Origin of the sequence: Allochromatium tepidum (assembly GCF_018409545.1) — a bacterium.
GTDB lineage: Bacteria > Pseudomonadota > Gammaproteobacteria > Chromatiales > Chromatiaceae > Thermochromatium > Thermochromatium tepidum_A.
Genome location: NZ_AP024563.1, coordinates 110,958 through 131,554, shown reverse-complemented (window position 1 = coordinate 131,554; position 20,597 = coordinate 110,958). Strand labels below are relative to the sequence as shown.

The 20,597-nt window shown below is 65.3% G+C and carries 17 protein-coding genes and 1 pseudogene; 8 read left to right on the top strand and 10 right to left on the bottom strand.

Annotation, left to right across the window (positions count from 1 at the left end):
• Window positions 1-47: 47 nt before the first annotated feature.
• From Atep_RS00600 to Atep_RS00585, 4 genes are all read right to left on the bottom strand, one after another.
• On the bottom strand, window positions 48-620 hold the full coding sequence (locus tag Atep_RS00600) for an NnrU family protein (protein ID WP_213379553.1): 573 nt from the start codon (window positions 618-620) through the stop codon (window positions 48-50).
• 60 nt (window positions 621-680) lie between these two features.
• Entirely contained in the window at window positions 681-1,184 is a 504-nt protein-coding gene (locus tag Atep_RS00595; RefSeq protein WP_213379551.1) for a SixA phosphatase family protein, read from the bottom strand.
• Window positions 1,185-1,313: 129 nt separating this feature from the next.
• Window positions 1,314-2,189: a fructosamine kinase family protein gene (locus Atep_RS00590; protein ID WP_213379549.1), complete on the bottom strand. Its 876-nt coding sequence runs from the start codon at window positions 2,187-2,189 to the stop codon at window positions 1,314-1,316.
• A complete protein-coding gene (locus Atep_RS00585; RefSeq protein WP_213379548.1) occupies window positions 2,186-2,791 on the bottom strand; it encodes an HNH endonuclease in 606 nt (201 codons plus the stop codon). The genes Atep_RS00590 and Atep_RS00585 overlap by 4 nt, the downstream gene beginning before the upstream one ends.
• Window positions 2,792-2,962: 171 nt before the next feature.
• Between Atep_RS00585 and Atep_RS00580 the strand changes: the two genes are divergently transcribed.
• The 5 genes from Atep_RS00580 to feoB all read left to right on the top strand — a co-directional run bounded on the left by Atep_RS00580 (window position 2,963) and on the right by feoB (window position 10,632).
• Window positions 2,963-5,203 (top strand): primosomal protein N', encoded by a 2,241-nt coding sequence (locus Atep_RS00580; protein ID WP_236786301.1) that lies wholly within the window; start codon window positions 2,963-2,965, stop codon window positions 5,201-5,203.
• 179 nt (window positions 5,204-5,382) lie between these two features.
• The gene (gene argS / locus Atep_RS00575) at window positions 5,383-7,164 is read left to right on the top strand and encodes an arginine--tRNA ligase (RefSeq protein WP_213379546.1); all 1,782 of its coding nucleotides are present in this window, start codon (window positions 5,383-5,385) and stop codon (window positions 7,162-7,164) included.
• A gap of 1 nt (window position 7,165) precedes the next feature.
• On the top strand, window positions 7,166-7,810 hold the full coding sequence (locus tag Atep_RS00570) for an SPOR domain-containing protein (RefSeq protein ID WP_213379544.1): 645 nt from the start codon (window positions 7,166-7,168) through the stop codon (window positions 7,808-7,810).
• A 189-nt stretch (window positions 7,811-7,999) separates the two neighbouring features.
• Window positions 8,000-8,290, top strand: a complete 291-nt coding sequence (locus Atep_RS00565; protein WP_213379542.1) for a FeoA domain-containing protein — start codon at window positions 8,000-8,002, stop codon at window positions 8,288-8,290.
• Complete coding sequence (gene feoB / locus Atep_RS00560; protein ID WP_213379540.1) at window positions 8,287-10,632, top strand: Fe(2+) transporter permease subunit FeoB; 2,346 nt, start codon at window positions 8,287-8,289, stop codon at window positions 10,630-10,632. The genes Atep_RS00565 and feoB overlap by 4 nt, the downstream gene beginning before the upstream one ends.
• Here feoB and Atep_RS00555 read toward each other — a convergent pair.
• The 4 genes and pseudogenes from Atep_RS00555 to Atep_RS00545 all read right to left on the bottom strand — a co-directional run.
• Window positions 10,515-10,937: a hypothetical protein gene (locus Atep_RS00555; protein ID WP_213379539.1), complete on the bottom strand. Its 423-nt coding sequence runs from the start codon at window positions 10,935-10,937 to the stop codon at window positions 10,515-10,517. The genes feoB and Atep_RS00555 overlap by 118 nt on opposite strands.
• Before the next feature lie 16 nt (window positions 10,938-10,953).
• Window positions 10,954-11,859, bottom strand: coding sequence for a GspE/PulE family protein (locus Atep_RS00550; protein WP_236786299.1), 906 nt, complete (start codon window positions 11,857-11,859; stop codon window positions 10,954-10,956).
• Window positions 11,814-12,278 (bottom strand): GspE/PulE/PilB domain-containing protein, encoded by a 465-nt coding sequence (locus Atep_RS16330; protein ID WP_236786298.1) that lies wholly within the window; start codon window positions 12,276-12,278, stop codon window positions 11,814-11,816. The genes Atep_RS00550 and Atep_RS16330 overlap by 46 nt, the downstream gene beginning before the upstream one ends.
• A 12-nt stretch (window positions 12,279-12,290) precedes the next feature.
• Window positions 12,291-12,554: pseudogene (locus Atep_RS00545) on the bottom strand (transposase); the annotation flags it as partial.
• Between the two features lie 124 nt (window positions 12,555-12,678).
• Between Atep_RS00545 and tnpC the strand changes: the two are divergent.
• Window positions 12,679-14,259, top strand: coding sequence for an IS66 family transposase (gene tnpC / locus Atep_RS00540; protein ID WP_213379535.1), 1,581 nt, complete (start codon window positions 12,679-12,681; stop codon window positions 14,257-14,259).
• A gap of 55 nt (window positions 14,260-14,314) precedes the next feature.
• Here the strand turns inward: tnpC and Atep_RS00535 are convergent, their stop codons facing one another.
• Both Atep_RS00535 and Atep_RS00530 read right to left on the bottom strand, forming a co-directional pair.
• Window positions 14,315-14,644 (bottom strand): helix-hairpin-helix domain-containing protein, encoded by a 330-nt coding sequence (locus Atep_RS00535; protein WP_213379533.1) that lies wholly within the window; start codon window positions 14,642-14,644, stop codon window positions 14,315-14,317.
• 114 nt (window positions 14,645-14,758) lie between these two features.
• Window positions 14,759-15,199 carry an Hsp20/alpha crystallin family protein gene (locus Atep_RS00530; RefSeq protein ID WP_272876300.1) on the bottom strand — a complete coding sequence of 147 codons (441 nt, stop codon included), beginning with the start codon at window positions 15,197-15,199 and terminating at the stop codon, window positions 14,759-14,761.
• Window positions 15,200-15,728: 529 nt separating this feature from the next.
• Here Atep_RS00530 and Atep_RS00525 point away from each other — a divergent pair.
• Complete coding sequence (locus Atep_RS00525; RefSeq protein WP_213379531.1) at window positions 15,729-16,754, top strand: integron integrase; 1,026 nt, start codon at window positions 15,729-15,731, stop codon at window positions 16,752-16,754.
• A gap of 5 nt (window positions 16,755-16,759) precedes the next feature.
• Window positions 16,760-20,596, top strand: coding sequence for an exodeoxyribonuclease V subunit beta (recB, locus tag Atep_RS00520; RefSeq protein WP_213379529.1), 3,837 nt, complete (start codon window positions 16,760-16,762; stop codon window positions 20,594-20,596).
• The last annotated feature ends 1 nt before the right edge of the window (window position 20,597 follow it).

Sequence of the window (20,597 nt, the reverse complement as noted above, 5' to 3'; positions counted from 1 at the left end):
TGACCGGAATAGCGGCAAGGATTCGAGGACGACTGATCGCCCAGGGATCAACCGATCGGCGCCACACCCATCATGGCGCGATGCAGCCAGAACATGAACAGCAGATAGAGTCCCAGCCCGCCGACGATGGCGATGGCGTCATTGATCGGACCGGGAGGCGCGCCCTGAACCGGCGGCGCCGTGCGGTGCTTGAGCGAGATCCGGTCCGCAATCGCCCAGGCGAGGAAGGAACCGAACAGCAGCACATCCGCCGGCATCCCGTTGGCCAGCAGATGGGCCAAGGCCCAGATCTTGACGGCCAGCAGCATCGGATGCTTGACGGTGCTCCGGATGCGCCCCGGCAGATAGGCGGCGAACAGCAGCGGGAACACCGGCAGCATCAGCAGCAGATTGATGTGTCTGAGCCAGGTCGGCGGCTCATAGAGCACGACCTGCGACAGTCGGGCCTGACCATAGCCCTGGAGGATCAGCACGAAGCCGATCAGCGAGATCAGACCATAGACGGCCTGCCAGGGCACGAGTCCGAAGCGCTCGACGACCGTGGTACGCAGATTGGGTTTGACGATCGAGATGGAGTGCATCCCGAGAAAGAGCACGAGCCCGAGGATGAGTACGGCCATTGGATGGATCCCTGTGGAAACGAAGACCTGGAGTGGATTGTAGGTGCCCGGACGGCCGTTTCAACGTGGACGGGTGATCGAGACCAGATGCGCGCTGCCGGCGGCCAGGCGGCTCCAGTCGTCCGGCATCTCCAGACGCGCGACCGTGGCCGTGGGCAGGAGCTTGCCGTCGGCGGGCCGTTCGACCTCTTCGCCGACTAGGTGCAGCACCAGCTCTTCCAGTCCCGGATTGTGCCCGACCAGCAGCACGGTCGCGGCCTCGCCGGGGCAGCGGGCGAGCACACCGAGCAGTGCGGGGACATCGGCCTCGTAGATCTCGGCGTCCCAGACGATCTGCTTCTTCTTGAAGTCCATGCGCTTACAGACCTTGTTTGCGGTCTGGCGCGCGCGCTCGGCCGGCGAGCTGACCACATGATCCGGAACCAGCCCTTCGCGATAGAGCCAGGAGCCGACCTTGGGCGCGTCGTTCTTGCCGCGCTTGGCCAACGGACGCTCGAAATCACTCGCGGCATCCGAGTCCCAGTCCGATTTGGCGTGACGCAGTAACAGCAGCTCGCGTGGCATGTGAAAAAAGGGTCGGCGTAACTCAAGGGATGTTTGTAAACCGCAGAGTCTCGCGCCGTCGGCGGTCGCAAGACAGGAAATCGTTCGATTGGAACGCGGTTTTAACACATTCGTCATTTTCGCGTCACCTCAAGCGGCTTCGGCGAGCAGACGTTCGATCATGGATTGCGATTGGTTGAGATAGCCGCCGCCGAACAGATTGAGATGATTGAGGACGTGATAGAGGTTGTAGAGCACCCGGCGCACGGTATAGGCGGGATCGAGCGGCCAGACTTCGCGATAGGCGGCCTGGAAGCGTGCGTCGAAGCCGCCGAAGAGTTCGGTCATGGCCAGGTCGGCCTCGCGGTCGCCATGATAGACGGCCGGATCGAAGACGACCGGCTCGCCTTCGGGCGTGGCGCCGATGTTGCCGCCCCAGAGGTCGCCGTGCAGGAGTGATGGGGGCGGCGCATGGCCGATGAGGGCGTCGAGCTTGGACATCAACCGCTCGCCGGCCGGCTGGAGTCGCCCGCGATAGCCGTTGGCGGCGGCGAGCGCGAGCTGCGGACCGAGTCGACGGTCACGCCAGAAGGCGACCCAGTCATGGTGGGGCGCATTGAGCTGAGGGGTGGAGCCGATGGTGTTGTCGCGATGCCAGCCGAAGCGCTCGGCGGTGACGCGGTGCAGCTCGGCCAGCCGGCGCCCGGCGCGCTCGCCGTCGAGTCGTCCGCCCAGATCCAGCCGTTCCATCACCAGGAAGCTCTCGCCGCCGGCGAGTCCGACACAGACCGGCTCGGGCACCCGGATGGCGTGCGCGGCGGCGAGTGCCGCCAGTCCCTCGGACTCGGCCTCGAACATGTCGAGCCGTTCGGGGGTGTTGAGCTTGACGAAGTAGGCGCGTCCCCTGTCCTCGACGACGGCGGCGCGGTTGATGCAGCCGCCGCCGACCGGACGTTGCCGTTGGATCTCGAAGGGTTCACCCGTGGCGGCGCCGATGTGTTCGGCGATCAGATCCCAGCGCGTCATGCGGTTCCCCCGCGCCCCAGACGCCGATGCAGGGGACTGGAACGCGGGAAGTGCGCGCGCAGAAAATGCATCTGGTCGGCCAGGACGTGGCGTCCCATCAGATAGACGTACTCGGCATGGGTCGGGGTGAAGGGCACCGCGAGCAGTTCCATCCCGGCATCCTCCGGGGTGCGTCCGGCCTTGTAGTTGTTGCAGCGCACGCAGGCGGTGACGACGTTGCTCCAGACGTCCTGTCCGCCCCGGCTGGTGGGGCGGACATGGTCGCGCGAGAGCTGACGCGCCGGAAAACGCTGACCGCAGTAGAGACACATGTGGTCGTCGCGCTGGAAGAGCGTGCGGTTGGAGAGCGGGGGTGAATAACCGTCGCGCGGCTGGTCGAGTGCGTGATGCAGACCATGGGTGGCGATGATGGAGTGGATCCGAAGCCGGCTCCGAAGACCGGTACCGGCGTTGATCCCGCCGCGCAGCAGGAACAGCGGATCACCGCAGGAATAGGCGACCTGGCCGAGGACATGGAGTCGCGCGGCGTCGCGATAGTCGACCCACTCCAGCGGCATACCCGCCAGATCCGTTCGCAGTACCTGTTGAGTCAGTGAAGACATAGTGGCTGGATACGGCTCGCAATGTTCGAGCCATCATACATGCTCGCTTCGGTCGCGCAACCGTGTTTCACTGCATGGTTTGCATCCTGCCACTCGATGGCCGACGCCTATCCGGTGGCCCCGAAAAACCTTGGCAACGACAACCCCGAAACAGACGGTTCGACGCCCATCGTGAACGCTCCACAGCCAGACACCGCCGTTGAAGCCGTCTTGCGTGTCGCGGTCGAGGCGCCGCTGGCCGACACCTTCGACTATCTGCCGCCGATCGATGCGCCGCTCGCCCGGTTGCGTCCGGGGCAGCGTCTGCTGGTGCCCTTTGGACGCGGCTCCCGGGTCGGGATCCTGATGGCGATCGTCGACCGGAGCACGCATCCGGCCGACAAGCTCAGGCGGGTCGAGCGGGTGCTGGATGCCGAGCCGCTGCTCGACGAGCCGGATCTGAAACTGCTGGCCTGGGCGGCGACCTATTATCAACAACCGATCGGCGAGGCGCTGTTCGCGGCGATCCCGGCGCGTCTACGCGATCCGGAACCATTGCCGGTGGAAACGGCGCCCGGACTCCAGGCGACCGCGTCGGGCCGGGTGCTGGATCTGGAGACGCTCGCACGCGCCCCCAAGCAACGTGCGCTCCTCGACGCCCTGCGTTCCGAACCTGAAGGGCTGACGCTCGACGAGCTAACGGCGCGACTCGGCGACAGCCGGAGCGCCATCCGCGCGCTCCGGTCCAAGGGATGGATCACCGACGTTCAGCTCGCGCGCGCGGCCGATTCCGTCGCCGAGACGCCGCCGCTCGCCGGCCCCGAACTCCATGCCGAGCAGGAGGCCGCCGTCGAGGCCGTTCAAGCCGCTTTCGGCACCTTTGGCGCCTTTCTGCTCGACGGCGTGACCGGCAGCGGCAAGACCGAGGTCTATATCCGCCTGATCGAGTCCGTCATCGCCCAGGGTCGACAGGCACTCGTCGTCGTGCCTGAAATCGGCCTGACGCCCCAGTTGCGCGAACGCTTCCGCACCCGACTGCCCGGCCCCATCGCCGTGCTGCATTCGGCGCTCAAGGCCGGCGAACGCGAGCGCAACTGGCTGCGTGCCGCGCGCGGCGAGGCCGATTTGATCCTCGGCACGCGCTCGGCGGTGCTGGCGCCCATTCCGCGTCTGGGACTGATCGTGGTCGACGAGGAGCACGACGATTCGCTCAAGCAGCAGGACGGACTGCGCTACTCGGGACGCGATCTGGCGGTGCGCCGCGCCCAGCTCGCCGGCTGTCCGGTGGTGCTGGGTTCGGCCACGCCCTCGCTGGAGACCCTGCACAACGCCCGGCTCGGACGCTACGGCCGGCTGCGCTTGACCGAGCGCGCCGGCGGGGCGCGACCGCCGACGATCTCGATCCTCGACATCCGCAATCAGCCGCTGCGCGCCGGACTCTCACCGGTGCTGCGCGAACACATGCAGGCCGAGCTGGCGGCGGGCAATCAGATCCTGCTCTTCCTCAACCGGCGCGGCTATGCGCCCGTGCTCAGCTGTCATGCCTGCGGCTGGGTCGGCGAGTGTCCGCACTGCGACGCGCGTCTGACCCTGCATCTGAGCGAGCGGCGACTGTGGTGTCATCACTGCGGCTGGTCCTGTCTCCAGCCGGGCCGGTGCCCGAAGTGCAAGAGTTTGGAACTGCGGATGCTCGGACGCGGCACCGAGCGGCTGGAAGAGGAATTGATCGAACTCTTCCCCGAGACGCGCATCGCCCGGCTCGATCGCGACAGCACGCGCCGCCGGGGCGAACTCGGGCGGGTGCTGGACGCGGTCCGCAAGGGCGAGACTCAGATCCTGCTCGGCACCCAGATGCTGGCCAAGGGGCACGACTTTCCGGGCGTGACACTGGTCGGCATCCTGGAACTCGATCAGTCGCTCTATGCCGGTGATTTCCGCGCCGCCGAGCGTACCGCCCAGCTCATCGTCCAGGTGGCCGGACGCGCCGGACGGGCCGAGCGTCCGGGACGGGTGGTGCTCCAGACCCGTCATCCCGAGCATCCGCTGCTGCAATCGCTGCTGCGCGAGGGCTATTCGGGCTTCGCGGACGCGGCCCTGCGCGAGCGTGCCGAGGCCGAGCTGCCGCCTTACAGTCATCTGGCACTGGCACGGGCCGAGGCGCCCGATCCCGAGGACGCACTCGCCTTTCTGCGCCGGGCGCGCGAACTCGGCGAACGGCTCGCCGGCGACTCGGGCGCGATCCTGCTGCTGGGACCGATCCCGGCACCGATGGAACGCCGCGCCGGACGCCATCGCGCGCAGCTCCTGATCCAGTGTGCCGAGCGTCCGCGTCTGCAACGCTTCCTCACCCGCTGGGTGAGCGACGTCCGCACCCTGTCCAGACGCAAAGGGTTGCGCTGGTCGCTCGACGTCGATCCGCGCGATCTGCTGTGAGCCATTCAGGTCGCCGATTCAGGTATGCTTAGCGCTTCGGATCGGACCCAGCCGATTCCCCGGTCCAGCCGCCGATCATGTCATTCACTCCAGCAGACCGCCTCGCCCGACGGCCCGGAGCCGACAACCGGCTTCCGGCGTACTCGTCCCGGCGCGCGGCGATCGAGCCTTTATCCGCAATGAAGCCAGACATCAAAGCCCTCCTGTCCGCCGCGCTCGACACCCTGATCGCCGAAGGCCGGCTCACGCTCTCCGAGCGTCCCGAGATCCAGGTCGAGCGCGCCAAGGCCGGCGCGCACGGCGATTTCGCCTCCAACCTGGCCATGCTGCTGGCCAAGCCCGCGCGTGCCAAGCCGCGCGATCTGGCCCAGCACCTGGTCGACGCCCTGCCCGCCTCACCGCTCGTGGCGCGGGTGGAGATCGCCGGCCCCGGATTCATCAACTTCTTCCTCGCCGAGGACGCCTATCGCAGCCTGGTGCCGCGCATCCTCGACGCCGGTCCCGACTATGGCCGTAGCCGCCTCGGTGCCGGTCAACGGGTGCAGGTCGAGTTCGTCTCCGCCAACCCGACCGGGCCGCTCCATGTCGGCCACGGTCGCGGGGCGGCCTATGGCGCCGTGGTCGCCGATCTGCTCGAAGCGGTCGGCTTCGACGTGCATCGCGAGTACTACGTCAACGACGCCGGACGCCAGATGGACATCCTGGGCACCTCGGTCTGGCTGCGCTATCTGGAGCTGTGCGGCGAGCAACTGCGTTTCCCGAGCAACGGCTACAAGGGCGACTATGTCTGGGACATCGCCGCCACACTGCACCGCGAGCACGGCGATGCCTACCGGGTCGAGGCCGAGCAGGTGTTCGCGGGGCTTCCCGCCGACGCCCCGGTCGAGGGCGAGCCGCAGGATCAGCCGGGCGACAAGGAAGCCCATATCGACGGCCTGATCGCGGCGGCCAAGCGGCTCTTGGGCGACAACCGTTATCGCTATGTCTTAGAACTGGGCCTGAACACCATCCTCGACGACATCCGCGAGGATCTGGCCCAGTTCGGCGTGACCTATCAGGAGTGGTACTCGGAGCGCTCGCTGACCGAGAGCGGCGCGGTCAATCGCGCCATCGAGCGGTTGCGCGAGTCCGGGCACGTCTACGAGCAGAACGGCGCACTCTGGTTCCGCTCGACCGCTTTCGGCGACGAGAAGGATCGGGTCGTCGTGCGCGAGAACGGTCAGAGCACCTATTTCGCCTCCGACATCGCCTATCACATGGACAAGCTCGAACGCGGCTTCGACCGGGTGATCGACATCTGGGGCGCGGACCATCACGGCTACATCCCGCGCATCAAGGCCGCGCTCCAGGCGCTCGGCGACGACGCCGACAGGCTCGACGTGCTGCTGGTGCAGTTCGCCATCCTCTATCGCGGCGGCGAGAAGGCGCAGATGTCGACCCGCTCCGGCGAGTTCGTGACCCTGCGCGAGCTGCGTCAGGAAGTCGGACGCGACGCCGCGCGCTTCTTCTACGTGATGCGCCGCTGCGAGCAGCACATGGACTTCGACCTGGATCTGGCCAAGTCCGAGTCCTCCGACAACCCGGTCTACTATGTCCAGTACGCCCATGCGCGCATCTGTGCCGTGCTGCGTCAGGCCGCCGAACGCGGACTGGTGATCGAACCGAGTGCGGGCACGCACAACCTGGAACGCCTCACCGAGGCCCACGAACAGGATCTGCTGCGCACCCTGAGCCGCTACCCCGAGACCGTCGAGCAGGCCGCGCTCAAGGCCGAGCCGCACCAGATCACGCACTATCTGCGCGAGCTGGCCAATGATCTGCACACCTATTACAACGCCCATCCCTTTCTGGTCGAGGACGCCGATCTGCGCGACGCCCGGATCAAGCTGATCCTGGCCACACGCCAGGTACTGCGCAACGGACTGGGTCTGATCGGCGTCTCGGCACCGGAGAGCATGTGAGATGCCCAAGGACTATTATCGCGGCAAACCCGCGCCGCCCTCCCCGCCATCGACGCCGCCCATCCGGCGCAAGCCCAGCCGTTCCTGTATCGGCTGGATGGTCGGCGGCGTGGCGCTGGGCGTGGTCGGCTCCCAGGTTCTCGCGCCCAAGGGTGAATCGCCCGAGGACGGGGGCGGCACGACGCGCGCCGGCCAGCCCGTGCCCCAGCCGACCTTCACCTATGAGCGAATCCTGAGAGAAACCGAAGTCGACATCAGCAAGGGGCCGCCGCCGCCGCCGCCGGCACCGCGACCACAGCCACAGGCACAACCGCCGCAGATCGGCATCGACTCCGTGGCGGCGTCCGAACCGGCTCCAGCGGCCGAGCCGGCGGCGTCGGACCAGCTTCCGCCTCCGACCACGCCGAGTAATGGAACCTATGTGGTGCAGGTCGCCTCCTTCAGCCGTCCGGCGGACGCCGAGCGGCTCAGGGAGCGACTCGCCCAACTCGGTCTGTCGACCAGCATCCAGACCGCCACCCTGCAGAACGGCAAGACGGCCTATCGGGTGCGAACCGGCGGCTATGCCAACCGCTCGGAGGCCGAGCAGGTGCGTGCCCTGCTCAAGCGCCATGGTCAGGACGGCATGACGATCCCGATCAAGTGAGGTTCGAGCGTCGCGCCAGACGATAGGCCAGCCAGCCGAGATCTCTGGCGTGCACGACATGGCAAGGCCGCGTGAGTGCCGTACCGGCCGAAAATCCAGCCGATTCGATCGGGCGAGTCGCTCGCGTTCGGGTTATGCTTCAGTTTCTCATTCAATGCCGTGACCGATCGCTCCGAGCCGTACCGACCCATGTCTCAGTCCTCAGATCCGCTCCGTCTCACCGATCTTCCAGACGACACCCCGGCGCGACTCGCCGAGATCCGGGGTGGACGCCGGCTCACGCGCCGTCTGCTGGCGCTCGGACTGCGTCAGGGCAGTCCGCTGTGCATCGTCCGGCGGCGCGGCAAGGGGCTGGTGCTGGCCAGTGGTGAACTGCGCATCGCCATCGGGACCGGGATCGCCGAGAAACTCTGGGTGACACCTGAGGGCGAGCAAGCGGCGTTCGCAATGCCGGCACAATCGGGAGACGAGGCGGCATGAAAGGAACCGATCACGACACGGCCGCCAACGTCGTCAAGCTATGCCCTCCACTGACGCTCGCCCTGGCCGGCAATCCCAACTGCGGCAAGTCGGCCCTCTTCAACGCCCTGACCGGCATCCGCCAGACCACGGGCAACTGGCCGGGCGTGACGGTCGAGCGCAAGGAAGGCTCGCTGGAACTGGACGGCCGCAAGGTGCGGGTGATCGATCTGCCCGGTATCTATTCGCTCGATGCCGGCTCGCTCGACGAGATGGTCACGCGCGACTATCTGCTCGGGCGCGAGGCCGATCTCATCGTCAACGTGCTCGATGCCGGCAACCTGGAGCGTCATCTCTATCTGACGGTGCAGTTGCTGGAGATGGGCGTGCCGGTCCTGATCGCGCTCAACATGATGGACATCGCGCGCAAGCGCGGCATCCGGATCGATACCGAGGCGCTGGCCGAGGCGCTCGGCTGTCCGGTGGTGCCGCTGGTGGCGGTCAGCAAGGAAGGTCTGACCGAGTTGCAGGCACGGCTGCTGGCCGTGGCCGAGGGACGCGAGCCGGCCGGCATGGCGCTCACGCATGGCGAATGCGTCGAGGCGGCGGTGCTGGAACTACTGCCCCGGCTCGCGGGCGCGGGGGACGGCGACACAGACGCCGGACACGCCAACGCCCGCTGGCTGGCGCTCAAGCTGCTGGAGTCCGACCCCATCGCCGAACACGCCGTCGGTCCCGAGACCCTGAAGCTCGCCGAGTCACTGCGCCGGCAGATCGCCGAACGCACGGGCGAGGATGCGGATCTTCACATCGCCGACACCCGTTTCGGCCATGCCCATGCACTCGCCCGGCGCGTGGTGCGCGAGGAGCGGCGCGTCGAGCGCACGGTCTCGGATCGCATCGATCAGGTGGTGCTCAGCCGGGTATTCGGCATCCCGCTGTTCCTGCTGATGATCTATCTGATGTTCATGTTCACCATGAACATCGGCGGGGCCTTCATCGATTTCTTCGATCAGGTCGGGCAGGCGCTGTTCGTCGACGGGCTCGGCGAGCTGCTGGGCCGGGTCGGCGCGCCCGACCGGCTGACCCTGGTGCTGGCCACGGGCATCGGCGGCGGTCTCCAGGTGGTCGGCACCTTCATCCCGATCATCGCCAGTCTCTATATCGTGCTCTCGATCCTGGAGGACTCGGGCTACATGGCGCGCGCGGCCTTCGTCATGGACCGCTTCATGCGCTCGATCGGGCTGCCGGGCAAGGCGTTCGTGCCGCTGATCGTCGGCTTCGGCTGCAACGTGCCGGCGGTGATGGCCACACGCACCCTGGAGAGCGAGCGCGAACGCAAGCTGACGATTCTGATGAATCCCTTCATGTCCTGCGGGGCGCGGCTGCCGGTCTATGCGCTGTTCGCCGCCGCCTTTTTTCCGCACTCGGGTCGGAATCTGGTGTTCGTGCTCTATCTGACCGGGATCGCGGTGGCCATCCTCTCGGGTCTGGCGATGAAGCATACGCTGCTCAAGGGCGACAGCTCGGGGCTGCTGATGGAACTGCCGCCCTATCATCTGCCGACCGTCAAGGGCGTGCTGCTGCGCACCTGGGACCGGGTGAAGCTCTTTCTGCGCGAGGCCGGTAAGGTGATCGTGCTCATGGTGCTGGCGCTCAACCTGCTGGCGACCATCGGTAGTGACGGCAGCCTGGGCAACCGGGACAGCGAGCATTCGATCCTGGCCGAGGTCAGCCGGACCGCCACGCCGCTGTTTGCGCCCATGGGGATTCGCGAGGACAACTGGCCGGCGGTGCTCGGCATCTTCTCGGGTGTGCTGGCCAAGGAGGTGATCGTCGGCACGCTCGATTCGCTCTATGGTCGTCTGGCCGCCGAGTCGAATCCGATCGAGGAACCCGAACCCTTCGATCTGTGGCACGCACTGGGCGCGGCGGTCGGCTCGATCGGCGAGAATCTCGGCCGGCTCGGCGAACGTCTGCTCGACCCGCTCGGACTCGACATCGGTGAGGCCGGCGACCGCGAGACGGCCGCCGCCGAGCAGGGCGTCCAGACCGGCACCTTCGGCGCCATGGCCGAGCGCTTCGATGGGCAGGCCGGGGCCTTTGCCTATCTGCTGTTCGTGCTGCTCTATTTCCCCTGTGTGGCCACCATCGGCGCCATCGTGCGCGAGTCGGGCGCAGCCTGGGCGGGCTTCGTCGGCGCCTGGACCACGGGCATCGCCTTCCTGACCGCGACCGTCTTCTATCAGACCGCCACCTTCGAACGCGACCCGCTCACGGCCGGACTCTGGATCGGCGGCGGGCTGGGACTCTTCGTCGCGGTGCTGATCGGTCTGCGGCTGTGGGCGGCGCGCGCGCCCTGACGTCTAGGCCGACAGCAGCGCGTTGCTGTTTTTTGCTCCAGCTCGGCCAGCTTGATGTCCTTGAGGCCCAGCACCTGGGCCTCGGGTGTGGCCGCGAGTTCGATCTCGGGATCGGCCGCTTGACCCACGCCGAGCTTACGACAGAGGACATCCATCAGGCGGATGATGATCAGGAGCGGATCGCCCTCGTCGAAGCGTTCGGCATGATGATCAAGGGCGATCCGGGCATAGACCTTCGGCAGTTGCCGCTTGGTCATCAGCCGATAGCCGATGTCGGTGTGCAGGCTGTCCAGGATCTCGTTCAACAGGGAGTCGGTGGAACTACTCTTCGATCAATTCCTTGATCGACTTGGATTGGCTGGGCTTAGGGGTGTCGGTGGATGGGGCAGGCACGCCGGATGTCTCGCAAGTCGTGGGTGATGGCCGGCCGAAGGTCTCGATCTGCATGTTCATCAGCCGCAGCAGACCGCCGATGCTGTCTTCCGTATGGAAGGTCGTCAGAACCTTGTGACCGGTCAGGGCCGCCTGGATGGCCGATTCGGCCGAGTGCTGATCGCGGATCTCGCCGAGGACGATGACGTCCGGATCCCGGCGGACCATGTGGCGCAGCGTCTCCTCGAAGGTGAGGTTGATCCTGGGGTTGAGATTGCACTGGGCGATGCCGTCGATGACGTATTCGACCGGATCCTCGGCCGTGATGATGCTGCGCTCCATGTCGTTGAGATAGTTGACGCAGCCGTAGAGCGTCGTGGTCTTGCCGAACCCCGTGGGGCCTGTGATCAGGATGACCCCGCTCGGAAGCTCCAGGGCATCCTCGATGAAGCGTTCGAGCACGCGCGGCGAGAGTCCGACCTCCTTGATGTCGAGCAGCTCGTCCTTGAGGCTGAGCAGGCGCAGTACGATCTTCTCGCCGAAGATGGTGGAATAGAAGGAGGCGCGGACATCGGTCTTCAGACCCTTTTGCACATCCTCGAAGCGGAAGCCGCCGCCCTGGTGGCGGCGCTTCTCAGTGATGTCGGCCTGACACAGCAGCTTGAGCCGGCTACTGACGGCCGGCGCCATGGCGAGGTCGAATTCCTTGCGCAGCATGAGGATGCCGTCCTGGCGCATGCGCACACGGATCTGCTGGCGCATCGGCTCGATATGGATGTCGCTGGCGCCGAGCGTCAGGGCATCGACGATCAGGCCGTCGATGACGCTCGCTGCGCTGGCCTCGTCGACCTCCACCGCACCTTGGGGGCGTTCTGGCGGCCTTCCTCGTAGTTCCTGATGGCGTCCTCGACGGCACGCCTGGTACTGATCGCGGCGACCACAGTGCCGAAGACCCCTTCGGCGGCCTGTCGGGCGGCGGCATCGAGCGGATTGCGAAAGGCGAAGACGACGCCTTCGTCGTCGCGGCGCATGGTAACCGCTTGAAAGCGTTTGCACCAGTTGGGATTGACCTGGAACAGGAGATCGCGCTCGATGGTGGAAAAACTGGGTTCCTCGTGGAGGAACCCGAGCTGATCGGCCAGCACCTCGATGAGCTGATATTCCTGGATCAGACGTTTTTCGAGCAGGATCTCGCCGAGCCGCTTGCCCTGGAATTCCGCTTCCTTCTGGGCCGAGAGGGCGGCGCGCAGATCCAGGGGCCGGATATAACCCAACGTGAGTTTTGTTTAAGAATCTTGAGAATTCAATAGGATAAGCTGCTTTTTGGTGAGGTTGAGGGACGGCTTGGAGGGTTGATAGGTGTACGCGACCAAGGCGGCGAGGACATTGACCAGGGCATTGATGACACTGCGATGGCGGGTATGCTCAATCTGTTGGATGTTCTTGAGCTGATCGTTGATGCTTTCGATGATGGCGCGCTTGCGCAATAACAGCTTATCCATCAAGGGCATGAGTTTGTTGTGCATATTCTGGCGGATCTGGGTGATCAGTAACCGTTTACCCCCCACCCTTTGCTGCCCGACGTTTCGTGCCGATCGGAGCGTGACGAGGATGTCGAGATTTGCTGCAACAGCGCCATTGCACCGGTTTGCGGTTTGAGAGCGACCGGCCACGATGTACCTGAAGGATAACGATCTACGCCAACTCGACGAGGCGCGTCTTGACGGACTGCCGCGCGAGGTGTTGCGCGCGTTATCGAAGCGGTTGCTGTCGGATCTGAAGGAGGCGCGCGAGCGGCTGAACCGGAGTCCGGAGAACAGTTCGCGTCCGCCGAGCAGCCGGGCGCCGTGGGAACGAGGCGGAGAGAGTCTGGCGCTGGGAGTGGAGGAGGAGGATGACGCGAGCGCGGGGAGCGCGACGGATAGGGTGTCGGAGTCGGCCCCAGAATCGGAGAGGCCCAAACGGGAAGCGAGCGTGGGGGGTGATTCAAAGGCGGGGGTGAAGCCGAAAGGTCGCCCGGGTCGCCGGCCCGGTCATCCGGGGGTGAGCCGTCGCCGGGTGTTGCCGATCGATCAGGAACAGTCCCACGCGCCGAGTCATTGCGCCGGTTGCGGGGCGGCGTTGGAGGGTCTGGAGGCGGTGGCCTATACCGGGCGCTATGAACTGGAACTGGAGCGTCCCGAGTCGGGGAACGCCGGTGTAGTCGTCACCCAGACCAAGCACACCTATTTCGAGGTGCGCTGTGGGTGTGGGCATCGCACGCGCGCCGAACCGGGACGCGCGCTCGCCGAGGCGGACTGGACGGTGGAGCTGACCGAACGGCATCTGGTCGGACCACGTTTGTCGAGCTTTATCGTGGCGCTGTCGTTGCGTCTGGGCGGCTCACACCGACGGATTCAAGAGTTTCTCGCCGACCGGTTCGGGCTGTCGCTGTCGACGGCGCTCATCAGTCAGTGCCGCCATGAACTCGGGCGCGCGCTGGAACCGGTGGTCGAGGAGGCGTTGCGCGCGGCGTTGAGCGACGCCGAACCGGTGCCTGTGGATGAAACCGGCCGGCCGCAGCACGATCAGGCGTTGTGGTTGTGGGCGTTCGTGACCGCCAACACCCTCCTCTATGTGATCGGTCGGCGCACCCGGGAGCTGTTGCACTCCATCCTCGGTCCCACCCCCAGCCCGTGGATCATGAGCGATGGTTACTCGGTCTACCGCGCCTACGGACACCGGCTACGCTGTTGGGCGCCCATCCTGCGCAAGGCCCGCGGCCCGGCCGAGCGCCTCCACACCCCGACCCAAGCCTTTGGCCGGGAGCTTCCGAGCACCTTCGAGACGCTGATGCAGGCCGTCTACGCCGCGCGCGCCGCCCCCGGCCCCCACGGCCTGCGACAGACTTACAGTCAGAGGCTCCAGGCCCTCCGGCAGTGCTGTGTGCGCGTGGCCGCCGGCCCCTATCCCGACAAGGCCCAGGTGCTTGCGCGCGAGTTGCGCAACGACTGGGACGGCTTCCGGGTCGTGCTGGAGCATCCGCACCTGCCGCTGACCAACAACGAGGCCGAGCGCGCCTTGCGCCCCTGGGTGATTCTGCGTCGGGTCAGTCAAGGCCCGCGCACCGAGCAGGGCTCGCGCGCCTTCTGCGCCTTGGCCGGCGTCATCGACACCTGCCGCCGGCGCGGTCTCTCCCCTTGGCCTTATCTGACCGACGCCTTGCGTCAGCGTCGCCAAGGATTGCCTGCCCCAGCCTTGCCGCTCGCGGCTTAACCTTCACGGCGTTTTGAGCACGAGATGCGGGCTGATGAGCGGGGGGGATAAACCGCTACCAGAATTCTTGTAGTTGCTGATTGCTGGCGAGTGCGACTCTCGGATATTGATACTGAGTCTTTGGCCTTGCGTAGCTGCCGATGTTCTCTTGAAGTTGACGTATCCAGGCGTTTACGGTTGATGTTGATACGTTGGCGATTTTACTGATTGTGTCGACTTCAAACGCAACCTCAATAGTGCCTGGTTTGTCTGTGCCAGAGGAGTAGATTGATACTGCTGTTTTTCCGCCGACGCGATAGTTTATTCCCGTCTTTAATTCCCGGCCGTTCCAGCCACGCTCTTGGCAGAATTTGTCCAGTTGTTCGATGGCTGCGCGAAGGTTCATGTGATTGTGCCGGAAATCTGCTTGGTAAAGCTAACGTAAAGCTCACCGGCGCGCCAAAAGCAAGCGAAGCGCCGCTTTTGGCGCGTCCGGTGGAGCATTTTGTTGGAGCTTTATTTACTCAACTTTCACCTCAATGGCTTTTGGCCTTGCCTCCCCAGTCTTTGGAATCTGGAGGTTCAGCATGCCATCCTTGAACGACGCCTTAATCTTGGTTGCGTCGATATTGTCGGGCAACGTAAAGCTACGAACAAAACTTCCATAATATCGCTCGACTCGATGGAATTTTTTCCCTTTCTCTTCCTTCTCCTGTTTCCTTTCCCCTTGGATGGTAAGAACCCCGTTGTCCACACTGACTTTGACATCCTCCTTATTGACCTCGGGGATTTCCGCCTTGATCATAAATTCGTTGTCAGTCTCACTGATGTCAACTCGGGGAGTCCAGTCGCCTGTGTTAATGAGTTCCTGCCCTCGACTCATAGGCCAGCCCATCGCCTTCGTGTAACGGTCGAACATGTCCTCAATCTCACGCAATGGTTCCCATTTAATTAGTGCCATGATGTGTCTCCTATTTGCGGGACTGGTTAAGCCCCGACGGCCAGCCCGCGTTTCTGACCGTCAGGGAGTTTGATGTTGCGCCTTTGTGGCTCCAACCAGTGATTGTATGACAATGTTTCCGGCTAACCCTACCACACGCAGCGTCCTCCAGACAATATAGCTGTGGACACTGGGGATTTTGCGGGATAACATTCACAGGACATAGGTTATCCCGCAGAGTTCTGCCTATGCGCGAGACCCCTCCAGCCCTAGCGTCCCGCTTCGATTCCGCCATGGTCGCCGCCGGAATCGCGGAGAATCATCGGCCATATTTTCGCCGCCGGCTGCGGTTCTATCCGGACTTTTTCCGGAAGTACCAACAAGACTCCACCCATCATTCAAGCCTCACCGCCTTCGACGCCAAGCTCCGGGAACAAGCCCCCCGACCGTTCAAACAACCACCGTAGCCCCCACTCAACGACGCCCCTCGAAATCACCCCAGGCCACCTGCGAGAAGCGAGCCACGGCCGACAACAAGACACCGCCAACGATGGTGCAAAGTACCCAACCGGCTCCCTACGGCTCATCGACGCCGACAACACCCACCACCGACCTGCACTGGCGAGACGTCTACGACCAACTGGAAACCGCGATCAAGGTCCGACATTACTCACCCAAAACACTCAAATCCTATCGCGGCCGGACCCGCCAACTGCACGCCTATGTCCAAAATCGGCCGCCAAACTCACTGACGACCGAAGACGTCAAAGCCTTCCTGAGCTTCCTGGCCGTCGAAAAACAGGTCTCGGCCTCCAGCCGGAACCAAGCCTTCAATGCCCTGCTGTTCCTGTTTCGTCATGTCCTGGGGAAGGAATTCGGCCAGGTCGAAAGCGTGGTGCGCGCCAAGCGCAAGCCCTACATTCCAGTCGTCCTATCGCGCCGGGAGGTCGACCGGCTCATCGGCGCCCTGAGCTACCCCTACGATCTGGTCGCCAAACTCCTGTACGGCTGCGGCCTGCGGCTCTTCGAATGCCTGCAACTGCGCGTACAGGACATCAACCTGGAGATGATGATCCTGAAGGTCCACGACGGCAAAGGCCAAAAAGATCGAACCCTGCCCCTCCCACAATCGTTGCGCACCGAAATCGAACTCCAACTGGAACAGGTCGCGCACATCCGCAAACAGGATTTGGCCAACGGCTACGCCGGAACCTTCCTACCACACGCCCCGGACGCCAAATACACACGCGCCGCCAAGGAACCGGTCCGGCAATGGCTGTTCCCGGCCAAGACCTTGACCGAGATCGCCGACACCGTCGAATTCCGCCGCTTCCACCTGCACGAATCCCATGTGCAGAAAGCGATCAAACAGGCCGTGCGCCAGATCGCGCTTCGCAAGCGAGCCGGCGCCCACACACTGCGTCACAGTTATGCGAGTCATCTGCTCCAGGCCAACTACGATATCCGCACGATCCAGGAACTCCTCGGCCACAGCGATGTTCGCACCACCATGATCTACACGCACACGATACCGAGCGTGACGCAGAAAGACGCCAAGAGTCCGCCCGATCTCTAATTCCAATGAACACCACCATCCAGCGACTGAACCCGCTCGAAGTCCCCCTGCACGGCTCACGGCTGATCGAGGCCAGCGCCGGCACCGGCAAGACCTTCACCCTGGCCATGCTCTATCTGCGCCTGATCCTGGGACATGGCGGCGAAGCGGCCTTCCCGCGCCCGCTCATGCCGCCCGAGATCCTGGTCGTGACCTTCACCAATGCCGCCACCGACGAGCTGCGCGACCGCATCCGGCGCCGGCTGGTGGAGGCGGCGGCGATCTTTCGTGATCCGCTGTCGCCCGGTCCGGACGACCCCCTGTTGCTCGAACTGCGCGACCAGATAGCCCCTGACAATCGAGCGCACTCCGCCCGCCGCCTGGAACTGGCCGCCGAATGGATGGACGAGGCGGCCATCTCCACCATCCATGCCTGGTGCTACCGGATGCTGCGCGAACACGCCTTCGACAGCGCCAACGCCTTCGAACAGACGCTGGAAAACGACGACGCCGAACGTCTGCAACACGCCGCCGAGGACTACTGGCGCACCTTCCTGCTCGGACTTCCCGCCGAGCGTCTGGAACCCGTGCTGGAGCAATGGTCGCAGCCATCGGATCTGGCCAAGGCGGTCCGAGGTCTGCTGTCCCTGGCCGAGTATCTGCCGCCGATCGCCGACCCGCCGGACGTGATCGTCGGACGCTGTCTGGAGACCCGCCGACACACGATCGCCACGCTCAAGACCGACTGGCGCACGCAGGATCATATCGCCGCCCTGGAGCGACTCTTCGAGCAGGCGGTCAAGAACAAGGCCTTCAAGCAAAACTCGCTCAACAAAAACCACCGCGCCAAGGTGCTGGAGGGCTTGCGGGTCTGGCTGGAGACGCCGGATCAGACCGAACCCGACATCTTCGGCGGCCAGTCCTGGCAACGGATGTCCTCACTGGCCATCGGCGAGATCTGGAACGATCCCGCCAAGGCCCCGGTCGACGATCCGGCCTGCCGCGCGCTGGCCGACCTGCATGAAACACTCACCACCCTGCCCGATCCCACCGAGGATCTGCTGACCCACGCCGTCCACTGGCTCAAGAGCCACGTCGAGCGCGAGAAGCGCCAAAGCGCGATCCTGACCCAGAACGACCTGCTGATCCGGCTCGATCAGGCACTCCAGGGCGAGGGCCGCGAACGGCTCGCCGCCGCCATCCGCCGACAGTTCCCGGTCGCGCTGGTCGACGAATTCCAGGACACCGACCCGCTCCAGTACCGCATCTTCTCGTCCATCTACGACATTCACGCCAATCACGCCGCCACCGGCTTCTTCATGATCGGCGACCCCAAGCAGGCGATCTATGCCTTCCGCGGCGCCGACATCCACACCTATCTGATCGCGCGCGCCGCCACCCAGGGCCGTCACTACACGCTCGACGTCAACTATCGCTCCTCGACCGGCCTGATCACGGCGGTCAACGCCCTCTTCGAGCATGGCGAGCGCACCGCCACGCACGGCGCCTTCCTGTTTCGCGAACCGAACGGCCAGGGCAACCCGGTTCCCTTCCATCCGGCGCGCCCGCGCGATCAGGCCGAGCGCACCCTGACCATCGACGGCCGGCCCTGTCCGCCGCTCCAGGGCTGGGTCATCCCACCCGGCCCCAACGGCCGGCTGAGCAAGGACGCCTATCGCGCGCGCACCGCCGAGGCCGCCGCCCGCACCATCGCCGAGCTGCTGCGGCTCGGACAGGAGGGACGCGCCCTGCTGCCTGTGGGTCAGGACGGCGAACGCCCGCTCGAACCCAGCGATCTGGCGGTTCTGGTCAACAATCGCGGCGAGGCCGATGCCATCCGCACCGAGCTGCGCCGGCTCGACGTGGCCAGCGTCTACCTCTCCGAGCGCGGCAACGTCTTCGACACCCAAATCGCACGCGACCTGGCGGTGCTGCTGCGCGCCATCGCCGACCCCTTCGACGACCGGCTGATGCGTCAGGCCTTGGCCACCCGCCTGCTCGGCCAGGGCTTGACGGATCTGGACCGGCTCAATCGCGACGAACTCCATTGGGAGACCCAGGGCGAGCGGCTGCGCGACCTCAACGGACGCTGGCGTCGTCAGGGATTCCTGCCCATGCTCTACCGGCTGATCGGCGAGTTCCGGATCGCCGCCCGTCTGCTCGGAACCACGGACGGCGAGCGGGCCATGACGGATCTACTGCATCTGGGCGAGCTGCTCCAGCGCGCGAGCGAGGAACTCGACGGTGAACAGGCCCTGGTGCGTTTTCTCGAAGAAGCGATCGCCGACAGTGATGCGGCCACCGGCGAGACAGCCGAGGCGCGCCAGCTGCGACTCGAAAGCGATGCGCGTCTGGTGCGGGTCGTCACCATCCACAAATCCAAGGGACTCGAATATCCGCTGGTGTTCCTGCCCTTCATCGCCGACTGCCGGCGCACCCAGTCCAAGGATCGACCGCTCAAGACCCATGACGCCGCGCATCGGCTCCAGGTGCATCTGGGCGGAGACGACGCGCTCGTCGCCCAGGCCGACCGCGAGCGTCTGGGCGAGGATCTGCGCAAACTCTACGTGGGACTGACGCGCGCGCGTCACGCCAACTGGCTGGGGCTGGGGGCGATCTCGGATCTCGAACACTCGGCGCTCGGTTATCTGCTCGGACTCGACGGCCGGACGGTCGCGTGGTCCGGGGACGATCAGCCCGAAACCGAGGGTTCGGGGAACGAGGCCCATGCAACCGGCAACGGCGATCTGGCCGCCCGACTGCGCCGACTGTCCTGCGTGACCCTGATCGACCCGCCCGCCGCCGATCCTGCGCCCTATCAGGCCGAGACCGAGGTCGAACTCGAAGACGCCCGCCCCGCGCCCGACTGGCGCCCGCGTGCCTGGTGGATCAGCAGTTACTCGGCGCTGAGCCGAGGCGCGCAGTTGGCCGAGAGCGATGGAATCGAGGCCGAGGCATCCGCGACCTCCCTGCCCGTGTCACCCGTCGATTCGGTCGAAACGGCGAGCGATGAGACCGCACGCGAGGAGTCGGACGCCGGCGAATCCCAGGAGATCCAGTCTCCCCCAGGCACCTTGCACGCCTTCCCGCGCGGCGGACGCTATGGCACCTTCCTGCATGGGCTGCTGGAATGGGCGGCGACTCAGCGCGCACCGAAGCGAACCGATCACCCCGACGCGGGCCGACACGGCTTCGCCGCCGCGCTGGCCAGAGCCGATGCGCGGCGCCGGATGCTCGAACAGCGCTGCACACCGCGCCGACTGGGCGACTGGGTCGAACCGCTCGACGCCTGGCTGACCACACTGCTCGATCGCACCTGGCATCTCGACGCACTCGCCCTGCCCGACGGCACGGTTCCACGACTGCGATTCGCCGACCTCGATCCCAGCCGCTATCAGGTCGAACTGGAGTTCTGGATCGAGGGCCGCGCCGTCGATCTGCGCCGACTCGATCAACTCGTCACTCAGCACACGCTCGCCGGTCTCGAACGCCCCCAACTCAACACGACCTACCTGAACGGGATGATCAAGGGCTTTATCGATCTGGTGTTCGAGCATCAGGGACGTTATTACGTGCTCGACTGGAAATCCAACCGGCTCGGCCCGGACGACAACGCCTACACCCCGGAGGCCATGCGCGCGGCCATCGCCGAGCGGCGCTACGATCTGCAATACGTCCTCTATCTGCTCGCCCTGCACCGTCAGCTCAAGGCGCGACTGCCGGACTACGACTACGACCGCCATCTCGGCGGGGCGATCTATGTCTTTCTGCGCGGCGGCCGGTCGGCGAGCCAGGGGCTGTTCATGGACCGACCGTCGCGCGTGCTGATCGAGTCGCTCGACCGGCTCTTTGCAGGAGTGTGAT